Source organism: Moraxella sp. FZFQ2102, assembly GCF_024137865.1.
Taxonomy (GTDB): domain Bacteria; phylum Pseudomonadota; class Gammaproteobacteria; order Pseudomonadales; family Moraxellaceae; genus Moraxella.
The window spans coordinates 1,188,567-1,202,781 of the sequence record NZ_CP099960.1 but is presented as its reverse complement, the minus strand read 5'-3'; the positions used below and the strand labels follow the sequence as shown (position 1 = coordinate 1,202,781).

At 48.9% G+C, this 14,215-nt stretch carries 12 protein-coding genes; 5 read left to right on the top strand and 7 right to left on the bottom strand.

All coding sequences use genetic code 11. The features are described from left to right. Positions 1-173 precede the first annotated feature (173 nt). Together NGM44_RS05700 and NGM44_RS05695 are read left to right on the top strand one after the other, a co-directional pair. Positions 174-1,130, top strand: a complete 957-nt coding sequence (locus NGM44_RS05700; RefSeq protein WP_253222785.1) for an acyl-CoA thioesterase II — start codon at positions 174-176, stop codon at positions 1,128-1,130. Between the two features lie 177 nt (positions 1,131-1,307). Next, complete coding sequence (locus tag NGM44_RS05695) at positions 1,308-2,486, top strand: DUF1615 domain-containing protein (RefSeq protein WP_253222784.1); 1,179 nt, start codon at positions 1,308-1,310, stop codon at positions 2,484-2,486. Between the two features lie 103 nt (positions 2,487-2,589). On the opposite strand, the gene lptG is transcribed toward NGM44_RS05695, so the two are convergent. Continuing rightward, a complete protein-coding gene (lptG, locus tag NGM44_RS05690) occupies positions 2,590-3,684 on the bottom strand; it encodes an LPS export ABC transporter permease LptG (RefSeq protein ID WP_253222783.1) in 1,095 nt (364 codons plus the stop codon). Then, positions 3,681-4,883, bottom strand: coding sequence for an LPS export ABC transporter permease LptF (lptF, locus tag NGM44_RS05685; RefSeq protein WP_253222782.1), 1,203 nt, complete (start codon positions 4,881-4,883; stop codon positions 3,681-3,683). The genes lptG and lptF overlap by 4 nt, the downstream gene beginning before the upstream one ends. A 268-nt stretch (positions 4,884-5,151) precedes the next feature. On the opposite strand from lptF, the gene NGM44_RS05680 reads away from it, so the two are divergent. Beyond that, the gene (locus NGM44_RS05680) at positions 5,152-6,666 is read left to right on the top strand and encodes a leucyl aminopeptidase (protein ID WP_253222781.1); all 1,515 of its coding nucleotides are present in this window, start codon (positions 5,152-5,154) and stop codon (positions 6,664-6,666) included. A 177-nt stretch (positions 6,667-6,843) separates the two neighbouring features. Here the strand turns inward: NGM44_RS05680 and NGM44_RS05675 are convergent, their stop codons facing one another. Both NGM44_RS05675 and NGM44_RS05670 read right to left on the bottom strand, forming a co-directional pair. Beyond that, the gene (locus NGM44_RS05675; RefSeq protein WP_253222780.1) at positions 6,844-7,170 is read right to left on the bottom strand and encodes a TraR/DksA family transcriptional regulator; all 327 of its coding nucleotides are present in this window, start codon (positions 7,168-7,170) and stop codon (positions 6,844-6,846) included. Positions 7,171-7,330: 160 nt separating this feature from the next. After that, positions 7,331-9,952 carry a TonB-dependent receptor gene (locus NGM44_RS05670; RefSeq protein WP_253222779.1) on the bottom strand — a complete coding sequence of 874 codons (2,622 nt, stop codon included), beginning with the start codon at positions 9,950-9,952 and terminating at the stop codon, positions 7,331-7,333. Positions 9,953-10,239: 287 nt separating this feature from the next. Between NGM44_RS05670 and NGM44_RS05665 the strand changes: the two genes are divergently transcribed. Beyond that, positions 10,240-10,944, top strand: coding sequence for a VIT family protein (locus tag NGM44_RS05665; RefSeq protein ID WP_253222778.1), 705 nt, complete (start codon positions 10,240-10,242; stop codon positions 10,942-10,944). Positions 10,945-11,371: 427 nt separating this feature from the next. Here NGM44_RS05665 and NGM44_RS05660 read toward each other — a convergent pair whose 3' ends face one another. Then, positions 11,372-11,962, bottom strand: coding sequence for a YigZ family protein (locus NGM44_RS05660; protein WP_253222777.1), 591 nt, complete (start codon positions 11,960-11,962; stop codon positions 11,372-11,374). 93 nt (positions 11,963-12,055) lie between these two features. On the opposite strand from NGM44_RS05660, the gene NGM44_RS05655 reads away from it, so the two are divergent. Beyond that, positions 12,056-12,760, top strand: coding sequence for a pseudouridine synthase (locus tag NGM44_RS05655; protein ID WP_253222776.1), 705 nt, complete (start codon positions 12,056-12,058; stop codon positions 12,758-12,760). Between the two features lie 83 nt (positions 12,761-12,843). Here the strand turns inward: NGM44_RS05655 and crcB are convergent, their stop codons facing one another. Beyond that, entirely contained in the window at positions 12,844-13,206 is a 363-nt protein-coding gene (gene crcB / locus NGM44_RS05650; RefSeq protein WP_253222775.1) for a fluoride efflux transporter CrcB, read from the bottom strand. Between the two features lie 33 nt (positions 13,207-13,239). Beyond that, a complete protein-coding gene (gene rlmB, locus NGM44_RS05645; protein ID WP_253222774.1) occupies positions 13,240-14,121 on the bottom strand; it encodes a 23S rRNA (guanosine(2251)-2'-O)-methyltransferase RlmB in 882 nt (293 codons plus the stop codon). Positions 14,122-14,215: the final 94 nt, after the last annotated feature.

The following is a 14,215-nucleotide window of genomic DNA, read 5'->3' as shown; positions in this document are numbered from 1 at the left end:
CTGCGGCGGATGTCGATGGCAATCCGTACGACTCTGCTAGATTTGTTTGTACCAAAATGACTTTTCATTCTAACATTTTTTTGTGTTTTTTGGCTGATTTTGGGTCAAAAAATGCTATACTTTTTGCTAAATTTTGATTTGTATTGATTTTTATTTCGCATAAAGGATGTGTCATGGCTGCCAAAACCGCTTATGAAAACTATCTCAACGATACCACCCTGCCCGAAACTGGCATCGATGCACTGCTAGAAGTGCTTAAACTGCGCCAAGATGGCGATGATACCTTTGTGGGCGATAGCATTGATTTTGTTGGGCCGCGTGTCTTTGGTGGTCAGGTGTTGGCACAGGCACTGCTATCAGCGGCATATACCTTGGAGTATGATAAGCCTTGCCATAGTCTGCATGGCTATTTTTTGCGTGGTGGTGATATTCGTCTGCCTATTACTTATCAAGTGCGTCGTCTGAGAGATGGTCGCAGCCTGTCAGCTCGTGAAGTCATCGCTGTGCAGTATGTCGAAGGACTGGATAAAAATGGTCAAAAGGTGACCAAAGAGCAAGTGATTTTTTCGATGATTGCATCATTTTCGCCAATGGAAGGTGGTCTTGAGTACCAAGGTCGGATGCCAAGCTATCCTGCGCCCGAGACACTCCAGACCGAGCAGCAACTCAAACACACTTTGGTCGATAAGGTGCCAGAGCCACTCAAACTTCGCTTCATGCGTGAGCGTCCGATTGAGATGCGTCCAATCCATCCCCAAGATCCGATCAATCCGGCACCAACTTATCCCCGCCATGCGTTTTGGGTGCGTGCGTATAAGCTTGGCGAACAACCTGTCGCCATTCATCAAGCAGTACTGGCATTCATTTCGGATTATTATTTGGCAGGGACATCACTACTTGGTCATGGACTGACACTCACCACCCCCGGTATGCAGATGGCGAGTATCGATCACAGCATGCACTTTCATCGCCCCTTTGATGTCACAGAATTTTTGCTTTATGATATGTGGAGCGACACCACAAGCCATGCCAAAGGGCTCAATCATGGTCAGTTTTGGCAAAACGGTCATCTCGTCGCCAGTACTCAGCAAGAATGTCTGATGCGAAAGCACCCTGTCACAGATGCCTGATGGCAAAATAACCAAAACAACTTGGCAGATGCCCAATCGCAAGGCGTCTGCCGACTACCAGCTTTAGAATCTTACGCATTGGTTAAATTTTGTGCCGATGTCTTGACCGCTTTTTTTGCATCCCTTAAGATATATCACCTTGTGCCGATTGGCGCTGACTTTCCGTGGTGATGACCGATGACCAAGCCTCTTATTCACACACTAAAACTAACCCTACCACTTGCAGTGATGACTCTGCTAGGCGGTTGTGATTTTATCCAAAATGCCGTCCCAAGCAACAGCAGCGCACTCAGCGACAAACAAATCGCCAAACTCATCCCACATCGTGTCAGCGCTCGTGACAGCTGGGCATCGGATATCGCTCGCATCTATGGCGAGCTTAACATTCCGTTAAGCACCCAAAATGTCTGCACCGCCATCGCCATCATCGACCAAGAATCCAACTTTCATGCCAACCCCAGCGTGCCCAATCTTGGTAAGGCTGCCTTATCCGCCATCGATGATAAGCTTGAAGACAAACTTGGCAAAAATCTGGCGCCAGTGTTTCGCAATATGCTCGAAACCCGCCCCACCAAACAAAACAACTTCATCAAACAAATCCAAGCGGTCAAAACCGAGAAGCAGCTTGATGAGCTATACCAAGAAATTTTTGATTATTTTACAAAGACTTATAAAGTATCGGGTATCGCTAATATCACCAAGCTATCTGGTCAAGGCATCGATGAGCGCATCAACCCCGTGACCACGCTCGGCTCGATGCAGGTGCATATCGACTACGCACGAGCGCATCGCCGGATGAGCATGGGTGATCGTGAGCTACGCAATGATTTGTACACGCAGTACGGCGGGCTGTACTACGGTATTCACCGCTTGATGGTGTATCAGGCAGATTATGATAAGCCCTTGTACCGCTTTGCTGATTATAATTCTGGGATGTACTCTAGCCGCAATGCTGCCTTTCAGCAGCGTGTGGCGACTTTGAGCGGTATCAAGCTTGCCATTGATGGCGATCTTTTACTGTATAAAGACGGTGATGCCATCAGCCAAAAATCCACCACCGAACAAGCAGTGATCAAGCTACTCACCGCCAATCAATCAGGCTTAAGCGAGCGACAAATCCGCGCCGATCTGCGTAAAGAAAAACGCCAAGATTTCGAAAATACGCGCACTTATCAAGCTGTCAGCGATCTGTTCACCAAAAAAATGGGTAAAAACCCAAGCTATGCGATCATGCCACAAGTCACCATCTCAGGGCCGAAACTGTCGCAAGATTATAATACCAATTGGTTCGCCACACGCGTCGATAAACGCTATCAGACTTGCATGGCGACGGCTAAGCAGTTAAAGCTGGTTTGATGATTTTTAAAATGTTTGAAAAATGGTTTAAAAAACTCATCCACAAAAAAAGCAATCTTGATACCAAAAGATTGCTTTATTTTCAAATCAACAACTTATCTTCTTAGCCAGAACGCTTATTCAATAAATACACGCCTGCCAATGCACTGATGACAATGGGCAAAAACGCCATCAACATCGGCGAAAATCCAGTTGCCAACGCGATAAAGCCTACCAAATCGGTCAAATAACTGAACAATAGCCCTGTTAATAATGCCAAGACAATGCGCAAACCCAAGCTTTGGGATCGCAATGAACCAAAGACAAAGGACGATGCAAGCAGTACCAATGACAGCACCGAGAACGGCATGAACAGCTTTTGCCAAAAGGTGACTTCATGACGAAGCGAGCGCGTGCCTTGGCTTTTCATCAGCTGACGATGCGCGTACAGATCAGTCATCGACAGCTCTTCAGGGTCACGCGTGAGTAGATAAATGTCCATCGGCGCAAGCGGCAAAGATAAGGTCGCATAATCGCTGTGGCTTTGGCTGACACCTGTCGGATGAATGCTCAGATGATTGATGTTATTAAGCTGCCAAGTATAGCGACCGCCCGCATCGGCTTGTGGTTGATACACACCGCTTTGGGCGCGCATCACTGTGGTCAGATTGCCATCGATACGCTGATAACGCTTGACTTCACCGAGCTTGCCATCGCTATCGGCATAGCTGATGTAGGTGATGTCTTCGGTCTTGTCATGCTGATTGACCGTCCAGTAGCCATTGATGGTAATCAGCCGCTGATCGGTTTGGTTTTTGCCCACCAAAGACGCTTGATGATTGGCACTTGGCACGACAAACTGCCCCACGCCAAGCGAAATCAGCACAAACAACATCGCAGGAATCATCACCCAGCCGATGATGCGATAAATGCTCAAACCTGCTGCACGCATCACCACAAGCTCACTGTGATTAGCAAGCAAACCCAAGCCCACCACCGCGCCAAGCAGCGTCCCAGTCGGCAAAAACTGCGTCAAAAAATACGGCGCGCGATAATAAATAAAGGTCATCGCATCCATCAGCGTATAAGTATCACTGACATCTTCAATCTCTGCCAAATACGCAAACAGAATCTGCAAAAGCCACAAGCCAATCACCGCCGCCGTCATCGAAAGCAGCGCCGAACGCATCACATATCGGGGTAATAGCCAAGCTTTCATGATAACTTCTCACTGGTATGGCGACTTAGGCGCATTCTTGCCATCAGGCGTTCATGATAATTCAAATACAGTGCAAAAGCGAACATCAGCACGATCGCTACAGGGTAGATTGCGACCGAGATTTTGCCTTTGGACACGGTGTCTTTGAGCGAAATAATCACCATCACACAAGCAATGTAAATAAACAAAGCAGGCACAAGCTTTAGCCATCTGCCTTGGCGCGGACGCACATAGGACAGTGGTGTCGCAAGCATCACCGCAAGCAGCATCATCCACGGCAGACTCAGCCGATAGCCAAGCTCAGCATAGGCTTCATTGACATTCTCACGGCTGATGTCGCCTGTGATCATGCCGATCAGTGATGGCGTGGCGATGCCTTCGATGCGCATCGCTTCGGTATCAGGCAGTGCGCCTGTTGCGATGGTGATGCGATAGCGTTCAAAGCCGATTTGGCTATAGCGGCGTGTCAGCGGATCGACTTCATAGCGGCGACCTTGGTGCAGATCCAGCTGGATTGAGCCGTCCGAGCTTGCGACTTGGGTGGCAGAGCGCGCGAAAATCAGCGAATCGTATTGGCTTTTATAATTCTCTGGAATATTCTGTAAGGCAGCCGCGTCATCGCCTTGTAGCTCTTGGTGAGCGATCGGTGCGCTTGCCTTGTCCTTGGGCATCTGCACGACGATGACATCATGCAGCGACTCACGGCGCGCGCCGATTTCATTGACATACAGATGATAATCGCCGCTACTGATGAACTGCTTGGGCTGAATGATGTCGAACACCTGCGTCATCGACTGCTCAGTCCAGATATTGGTCGCGCGCTCCATGCCCCATGGCTTGGCAAATAGCGTGATCGCTGCTTCGATCAGCATCATCACGATCACAAGCATCGACAGCATCCGTGCCAATCGCCCACGACTGATACCACTGCTATTAATCACCGCCATCTCATGATCGGTATAAAGTCGCCCAAGCACCAACATCAAGCCGATGAAAAATGACAAAGGCAAAATCAGCTCAAGAAAATACGGCAAATTATAACCAATCAGGCTAAACAGCACACTGACATCCAAGCCGCCTTCTGCCGCCATGCCAAAATAGCGAATTAAACGACCGCCAAGCAGCATCACCACCAAAAAACCGACAACTAAGGCGGTGGTGATAGCAACTTGATTGGTCAGATAGCGACGCAAAATCACAAATACGATTCCAAAAATTCAATAAGATAAACCGCTTATCATACCAAAAAATCGCGGTAGTTTTAAGCGATTTGGCAAGTTTATTTTCATCATTCATTAATCGCCAAACCAATTGGCAACTGAATGGATCGTCTGTCAGGCAGCCTGATTCAGATTTTACAAACTCGTTGTGATTTTTAAGTTGCTAGACCCAAAAATTATGCTACACTAAACCCATCGCCATCGAGTATTTTTCTCGATATTTATAAAATAAACCTAAGGAATGATCATGCCAAATATCGCGCTCAGCGTGTCTGTTCAGACAGAATACACCGCCAAAAAAGCCACCAAAAACAACCCCATACCGACCATCATCGCCTATGTGACCGATGACGGCACTGTGCTTGGTGGCTTGGGTGATGCCGAATATCTTACACGCGCCCAAGATCTGATCAGCCAAAGCAGCTTCAAGGGTGGTCTTGGCGAGAGTGTGACTGATTATGCCATTCACGCCAAAGAGCTGCCTGTGCTGACCGTGATCGGCGTGGGTAAGCTTGATAAGCTTGCGGGTAATATCGCCAAAGTCGCTGCTGCCACCTATACCGCGATCAAAAACGCACCGCGCGCGGTGATCCTATGGGGTGATACCATCTGCCACAAGCACTTTACACAGTTTGGTCTTGCGCTACTTGCTGCAAGCTATCGCTTCGATCATCACAAGGCAAAAGCTGCCGACAGCGACGCCATCAAAGACATCACCATCATCTCAAACCGTGATGAGCTTGACGCCTATCAAGCCGCGCTAGCGTTCGTGCTTGCTACTGCCAAAGGAGTGAGCGTCGCGCGCGATGTCGCCAACGAAGCACCGAATGTCCTAACGCCATCTGAACTGGCAAAAAAGTCAAAACAGCTCGCCAAAGACTACGCCGAAAAGATCAGCGTCAGCATCCTTGGCGAAAAAGAAATGCAAAAAATGGGCATGGGTTGCTTTCTCGCCGTCTCGCAAGGCTCAGACGAAGAAGGCAAACTCGCCGTCATCGAATACTATGGCAAAACTGGTCGCGCTGGCAAAAAATCGCGCCTGTCGAACCCGATCGCACTGGTGGGCAAGGGTCTGACCTTTGATACAGGTGGTATTTCATTAAAGCCTGCTGCCGGCATGGAAGAGATGAAATTTGACATGGGCGGTGCTGCATCGATTCTAGGTACCATCAAAGCCATCGCAGAAGCAAATCTTGCCATCGATGTCGTGGCGGTACTGGCTTGTGCTGAAAATATGCCATCGGCGCGCGCCACTCGCCCCGGTGATGTAGTCACAGCGATGAATGGCATGAGCGTCGAAGTGCTGAATACCGATGCCGAAGGTCGCTTGGTGCTGTGCGATGCGCTGTGCTATGTCCAAGAAAACTACAAGCCAAAAGCCATCATCGATACCGCAACCTTAACAGGCGCGTGCGTGATCGCCTTGGGCAGCGTGCGCTCAGGTCTGTACAGTAATGATGAAGATCTACTGTTCGCCCTAGAAAGTGCGAGCGAATTTACCAATGATCTGGTGTGGCATATGCCACTGGACGATAGCTACAACGAACAGCTGAACTCAAAAATCGCAGATGTCCAAAACATCGGCGGCCGTGAAGCTGGTTCAGTGACTGCGGCGTGCTTCTTGCAGCGCTTTATCAAAGAAAATCAAGCATGGGCGCACTTAGACATCGCAGGCACAGCATGGAAGAGTGGCAGCACCAATAGCGCAACAGGTCGCCCTGTGGCATTGTTGGCGCAGTATCTACGCAGCCAAGCAGATTAAATTTGCGCGATTAATCAATAAAAGCACGGTTTATTAAAGCTGTGCTTTTGTTTTTTGTGCTTCATGATATTGCCGTTTAACGCCAAAATCCACCAACAGAGCACAGCACAAACCCACTAATCGCTCAGTGAAATGAGCAATAAAAATGCGACCCATCAGCCGCATTTTTATCATCACTCACTTAGCATGAGCCACGCACAAAGTTGCAAATGGCACTGCATCCAATCGCCCTTCTTCGATGTCTTCGCCGCACTCGCTACACACCCCATAGCCACCTTCTTCGATACGGCGTAGTGCTGCATTGACTTGGGTGAGACCTTCTTCGGCTTCCTGCACAAGCTTCATGCGCATCTCATCACGCGTGGCGGCGACGGCTTGATCATCCCAGTCTTGATTGCTGTTATCTTCTGGGTGGGCAATGCGATCTTTGATTTTCTCGATGCGCGCTTGGTATTCTTGTTTTAGGCTCAAGAGCGCCGCTTGATAATGTTCAACGCTTTTCATTGTCTGACTCCTTTGCTTGATTGACCTGTTGAAAAAATCCCATCTTTTCACCTTTATTATTCACCAAATCTTATCAAAACTCAAGCGGATTTCTTATCACATCACCCCAAATTTACACAAAAAAATCGAAGCATCACACTCCGATTTTTTGGTCGCACACTTAAAAGCGATAAGTCGCGCCTAGGCTAAAATTACGCCCCATCTGCGGAATGTAGGGCAAAAAAGTCTCGTGCGCATACACAGGCTCATCGAGCAGGTTATTGCCGCGCAAGAACAGTTCATACTCGCCTGCGCCCCAATCGTTACGATAATTCACGCCAAGATTGAGCATATGATGCCCTTGGGTCGGCTGCTCGAATTTTGACAGTTTATTTTGGTCAAAGACATGATAATACTCAAGCTCGCCCGACACACCATCGGCGACATCTGCCTTGATACGCGCGCCCAATCGTGCTGGCGGTAGGCGCGGGGTGTAGCGATCTACTTGGGCAGCGTAGGTTCTTTCATCCGTCCAATTATCATAAGCGACCACTTCATCAGGCAAATCGGTCAGCTTGCCTGTGATGACATCGCCAAACAGTGACGCATGATACACAGGCGTGAACTGATAGCCGATACTACCTTCTAAGCCAGAGAACTTGGCTTTGGCTTGGCTGTAGCGGTTGATTCTCAAGGAATAAGGCGCGATCACCGCACTATTGCCCAGTGATGCATTGAGCGTCTGTAAGTAAATATAATTATCAAAATCATAATGATACGCCGCCAATTGATAATCCAATTTCTCCCCTTGATAATCCAACGCGATCTCAAGGTTATTCGACTTTTCTTTGGTTAAATTCTTATTCCCCACTTCAAATGAATTGGTCGCTAAATGCGCACCATGCGTGTACAGTTCTTGGGCGTTGGGCAAGCGTTCTTGGTGCGATGCCGTCACGGTTAGTCTGTGCTTAGGGGCAAATTTCCAAGTTGCACCCAGTGCATAAGAATAGGCAGTGTCTTGATTGGCTTTGGTGTCATTGAGTGCTTGGGCTAAATGCTCGGCGCGTTTTTGGTTGGCAGCGTCGATGTATGAGCTGTTGTAGCGGTTCGGCACTGGCTGCATGACGCTTGTGATCTTATCAAGATCATAATCCATCTTAATGCGCTGGCGTTCGGCGCGTGCCGATGCCTGCAGGCTTAGCGCATCGCTCAGTTCGTATTGCTGCAAGCCAAACAAGGCGATATTATCCGTACGGTTCTCACCCAGTGTCTGCCGACCTTTGGCGATACTCGGTGACAGCGCACTGTTTTTGGATGTCAAATAGCGCACACCCCAAGTGCCTGAGAGTTTCTCAGTTGGTGTTTGGATCATTTCCAACCGTGCTGTCGTGGCTTTATTTTTAAAATCACTGCTGATGGTGTCGCCTTCTTTTTCTTGGTGCTGATAATCACTGTGTCCTACCGATAGTTTTACCGTATTGATGCCTGCGATCGGATCGTACAGCTCACCTTTAAGATCATATCGGCGATTGGTCAGCGTGATGTGCGGTGCGCCGTGCGTGTGTTCTTTGGTGCTGTGTGTATGCCCACCACTGGAGTCGAACACTTCAGCCTGTAGGCAGTCGGCGCGCGGATTGAGATAATTGACATCATCTTCGCCCATCAGCTGCGGATAGCTCATCAGATAAGGCTTGTCGCGCTCGGACGCAGGTGAGATGACATACGCGCCACAGCCTTCGTACATCGGATTGTGCGCAGGTAAGCCGTATTCATCTTCGCGATGACTCACCGATGCGCCCACATATCCTGATGTGCCCACCCACGATACGCCCAGTGACAGCGCATCAGCATTCGCCCAGCTGTCAGGCAGATAATCTAAATGCTTAGGCGTTACGATGGCATCAGTATAACGCTGCTTTTGTTCCAGATACTGCGATTCGCTGCGGATGAAATGTCGCTCATTGGCAGGACGATAACGAAAATACGGCTGTTGATGATGATTGGCAAGCCAGTGCTGATATTCTGATTCTAAGCTTGCCAGATTCTCAGGCGCTGCCAAATGCTCTTTGAGTGCTTTTTCATTGTCAAATTGATAACGCTGATATTCAGGCGTCTGATAATCGTTCGCGCGGCGCGTGATACCCTTGGCGCTGATTGCTACTTGTGAACCGATCGGCAGTGACACACCGACGCTTGCCACTTTCTCATCACTGCCTGTATTAAAGCGCAGCGTCGCATCGCCTGTCGGTGCATCTGGCACATGATCCAAGATCACATCATCGACCACATTAATCTGACCTGCGACATTGCCCGAGCTGTACAATAAAGTACTTGGACCGCGCACGATCTCAACTTGCCCTGCCAACAGCGGATCGACCATCACCGCATGATCAGGCGATAGGCTTGCCATGTCGATGACATCACTGCCATTTTGCAAAATCTTCAATCGCTTACCCTCTTGCCCACGAATGATTGGCGCAGACGCACCACCACCAAAGTGGCTTGAACGCACGCCCAACTCGCCTGACAGCGCATCACCCAAAGTCGCCGCACGGCTGCGCAGCTGATCGGCTGTGACCACGATATCCGATGGCTTCGCACCGCCAAACGCACTATGAACACGCGCGCCACGCTGCACCACGATCTCTTCGGCATCGAGCATCACTGTCGGTGTATCCGCTGTTTTGGGCGCCATCTCGGATACTGCTTGGACTGCGTCATCATCAGCGTGCGCACCTTGCATCGCCAATACGGTTGCCATCGCCAGCAGCAATGGGGTGAGTTGCCATGAGTGTTTTTGCATGATTTATTCCTTGATGATTTGATAAAGTATAACAATTATTTCAAAATTGTATTAAGTTTGTGATAAAAATCACATAATGTTATATTATTATATAACTATCGTCAAGTAATTTTTCTGATCGTTGGATAAAATTGCAACACGCTCTTGAACAAGAATCACTCTTGGATAAGAATTTGGGCACAAAATAGAGTTATTATTAAGTAAAATTTAAAAATAAAATATTGGTGCGTGTAACATCGGCGTGGCGTATAATAAGGGCATCCACAATAGTTAATAAGTGAAATCCTATGTACTCAGCACATTCAGAACCGCATCTTAGCTCGCGCAATAACTGGCTGCGCGCAGGCGTCCTAGGCGCAAATGACGGTCTAATCTCGACAGCCAGTCTGCTGATGGGTATGGTTGCAGGTCAGGCAAGCATGGATGTTTTGACCTTAACAGCATTGGCGGCGATCATCGGCGGTGCACTGTCGATGGGGGCAGGCGAATACATCTCGGTATCATCCCAAGCCGACACCGAAAAAAGCGACCTTGCCAAAGAAGCCTACGAGCTTAAGCACAATCCTGAGCGTGAGCTTGTCGAGCTGACCAATATCTATAAGGCACGCGGTCTGGATGATGATCTTGCGCATCAGGTCGCGGTCGCACTCACCAAGCATGACGCGCTCGAAGCGCACGCACGCGATGAGATCGGTCTGAGTGATGCCTTATCCGCCAAACCCTTAGAAGCAGCGATGGCATCGGCAGCATCCTTTATCATCGGGGCAGTACTGCCACTGATCAGCCTGTGGTTGGGTGCAAAATTCGGCACGGATTTGGGGGTGATTTTGGCAGGGACGACTTTAGTAGGTTTGGCACTGCTTGGCTACACTTCAGCCAAACTCGGCGGTGCGCGCGTTGTGCCAGCGATGGCGCGTGTGCTGATTTGGGGTGTTTTTGCGATGGCGGCGACAGCGCTGATCGGCAAGGCATTTGGTGTGGCGGTGGCGTGATGGCGTACGATGTCCAAAGCTGTGTACGAAATTTCTTACAAATATTGGCGAAATTTGCCACTTTTCGCACACAGCCAGTTTTGGCATAATACACCCAACAGCACAGGAAAGTGACACAGGGTGTGTCGGCATGGATGAAACGCTGTTACACGGATGACTCGTAAGGAAACTGCAGGAAATGCACCAAAAAGCCACAGGTGAAAACTTGTGGCTTTTGCTTTTGGGGTTTATGATGATTTGTGTTTAAAATTGTGAATTATGCGAATTGATATCAAAGAACTTCAAAAACCGTTCGTCCTTCAGCTTGTCGAAAAGTAACGGATTTTTGAAGATTTTATCATAAAGATCAAATACTTTTGGTGTATTGGTGCGGATGCCGCACCCTACTAATTTATCATATTAATTAATCTAGCTACTTAAAATAAACCTACTCAACCACCGCTCCATATACACCCAAGCTTGCCACAAACTCATCCACCTTAGCGGTGTCCAATTGTGCTGTGATCATCACATCCGCCGCATAATCGACCGCGCTGATCTCGCCTGCTGCCGCACCGATCAGATAGCGCACTTGTGCTTCATGAGCAAAGCTTGTCGCGATCATAAGCACTGATTTTGGGATAAAAGTGGTCAGTACCATCTGATCCACCGCCATCTGCGCCACCGTCCCATAAGCACGCGTCAAGCCGCCTGCACCAAGCTTAATCCCCCCAAAATAACGCACAACAACGATGATACAATTACCAATCGCCTTATGCTGTAAGACATTCAAAATTGGTCTGCCTGCTGTGCCGTTTGGCTCGCCGTCATCATCAAAGCCTGCGCTCGTGGTGTTATTCGGATCGCCGATGATATAGCCAAAGCAGTGATGGCGCGCATCGGGATAACGCGCACGCAGCTTGGCGACATGGTCCATCGCCTGCTCACGACTGTCGATCGGGTAGGCAAAGGCAAGAAATTCGCTTTTTTTGATTTCATAGACCGCATCACACGGCGCACTTGGGGTTTGGTAGCTCACGGTATTGATATTGATGGTAAAGATGCTGTCATTTTCCCATATTTTGTCGATTTATGCTACACTAGGCATAAGTTTACTGATTGGAAAATTTTTATGCGTTTGGATAAATTTTTAAGCAAAGCCACTGAACTGTCGCGCAAAGATGCCAAAAAAATCTTGCACGCAGGCGAAATCACCGTCAATGACATCGTCATCAAAGACTCAAGCCATCACATCGATGTCGCCAATGATGAAGTGCTGTGGGCAGGTGAGCCGCTGTCGGTCGCTGAAGGCAGTCGCTATATTTTGTTGTATAAGCCAGACGGCTTTGAATGCACCCTAAAAGCCAAAGAATATCCGATCGTCACCGATTTGATCGCTGTGCCAGAAGTGGCAAGCCTGCGCATGGCGGGCAGACTCGATGTCGATACCACAGGCGCGCTGCTATTATCCGATGATGGCGCGTGGCTGCACCGTGTGACCAGTCCAAAACGCCATCAACCCAAACGCTACGAGCTGACGCTTGCCGATCCAATGGATGAAGCCGCCCAAGCCCATGCCATCAAGCAAGTGGCGAACGGCATCTTATTAGAAGGCGAAAGCGAAAAAACGCGCCCTGCCAAGCTGTCATTCGTCGATGAGACGCACGCTGTGCTGATTTTGACCGAAGGCAAGTACCATCAAGTCAAGCGCATGATGGCGTATTTTGGCAATAAAGTCATCGAGCTGCACCGCGCCAGTATCGGCACCATCACCCTTGATGGGCTTGAGATGGGCGAATGCCGATTCTTGCGACCTGAAGAAATTGAACAGTTTTGATGATCGCAATTTGACAATAAAAAAGATATGTTTCATGTGGAACATATCTTTTTTCTTAGAAAATGTAGAAAAATCATGGCAAATCAGCCAAATGAGCGCGCCACATAAAACCCTACCGCTGCCGCTGTGACACCACCGATCAGATGTAGGATGATGATCAGTAGTGCTTGGCTGTATTTTTGGGCAATGAGCATCTCAAGCACATTGGCAGAAAATGCCGAAAAAGTCGTAAAACTGCCCAAAAACCCCGTAACCCAAAGCAGCTTATGCGTATCTGAGACACTCACCGCCATCAGCACACCCATCAACAACGAACCGATGACATTGACCACAAGTGTCGCAAGCGCAAGCTTAGTCGTCATACCAGTCAGCCACAGACCGATCAGCCAGCGCAATGTCGCACCACAAACCGCACCGATCGCCACCATCAACCATTGTATGAACATGATTTATTTTAAATAATATTTAAACAATACAAACTACACCAACCGCTGCCGTGCCACTTCATACAGTGCCATGCCAGTGGCGACACTGACATTCAAGCTCTGCGGACGATCAAGCGTGTTCGCCATCGGGATATACACGAGCGTATCGCACAGCTCTTGGGTGAGTCTGCGCATACCATCACCTTCTGAACCCATGATGATTGCAACTTTACCACCAAAATCACACTCATGCAAAGGCTTAGCTGTCTCATCGAGCGCTGTTCCAAAGACGAACACGCCTGCTTTTTTTAGCTTATCAAGCGTGCGCGCAAGATTGGTCACCGCCACCACATCAATAACTTCAGACGCACCCACCGACACCTTAGCGACGGTCGGCGTGATCGGCGCAGACTGATGGCGCGGAATGATCACCGCATCCACGCCCATCGCACAGGCACTGCGCAGGCACGCGCCCAGATTGTGCGCATCGGTGATTTGATCTAATACCAAAAACAGCGCGTTATCTTTTTGTGCCAAGGTATCCAACACACTCTCATCCGCCATCGGCATGGGGCGCGCTTGTGCTACCACGCCTTGATGCTGATGACTGTCGGCAAGCTCAGCCAGTCGCTCTTTTTGTGCCATCTGCACGCTGATACCAAAATCACTCGCCAACTGCATAAGGCGCGTATGCTCATCGCTCACCTGCCCATCATCGCGCGCTTGGATGAACAGATTTAGCACATCGATCGGGCGACGCTTCAGCAGCATATCCACCGCGTGAATCCCATAAAAATACGGGTTTTTCGGCTTAGTGTCTTTTTTATCCTTAAAGACCTTACCCTTGTACGGCTCGCCTGATTTGCTGTGGGGTTTTTTGCCAGAATTTTTGATGGATTTGTCATAAAAAGACTTAGAATGCTTGCGGTCGCTCATGATGCTGTACTTTATGAAAAAACTGACTTATTGTGGCAAAACTTCAGGATAAAGTAAAGAAATTTCACCTACCAAATGGCGTATCGACGCGCAA

Excerpts from the sequence above, each read along its gene's own strand:
- NGM44_RS05700 (WP_253222785.1), top strand. The coding sequence starts at position 174 with ATGGCTGCCAAAACCGCTTATGAAAACTATCTCAACGATACCACCCTG.
- NGM44_RS05695 (WP_253222784.1), top strand. The coding sequence starts at position 1,308 with ATGACCAAGCCTCTTATTCACACACTAAAACTAACCCTACCACTTGCA.
- lptG (WP_253222783.1), bottom strand. The coding sequence starts at position 3,684 with ATGAAAGCTTGGCTATTACCCCGATATGTGATGCGTTCGGCGCTGCTT.
- NGM44_RS05680 (WP_253222781.1), top strand. The coding sequence starts at position 5,152 with ATGCCAAATATCGCGCTCAGCGTGTCTGTTCAGACAGAATACACCGCC.
- NGM44_RS05675 (WP_253222780.1), bottom strand. The coding sequence starts at position 7,170 with ATGAAAAGCGTTGAACATTATCAAGCGGCGCTCTTGAGCCTAAAACAA.
- NGM44_RS05670 (WP_253222779.1), bottom strand. The coding sequence starts at position 9,952 with ATGCAAAAACACTCATGGCAACTCACCCCATTGCTGCTGGCGATGGCA.
- NGM44_RS05665 (WP_253222778.1), top strand. The coding sequence starts at position 10,240 with ATGTACTCAGCACATTCAGAACCGCATCTTAGCTCGCGCAATAACTGG.
- NGM44_RS05655 (WP_253222776.1), top strand. The coding sequence starts at position 12,056 with ATGCGTTTGGATAAATTTTTAAGCAAAGCCACTGAACTGTCGCGCAAA.
- crcB (WP_253222775.1), bottom strand. The coding sequence starts at position 13,206 with ATGTTCATACAATGGTTGATGGTGGCGATCGGTGCGGTTTGTGGTGCG.
- rlmB (WP_253222774.1), bottom strand. The coding sequence starts at position 14,121 with ATGAGCGACCGCAAGCATTCTAAGTCTTTTTATGACAAATCCATCAAA.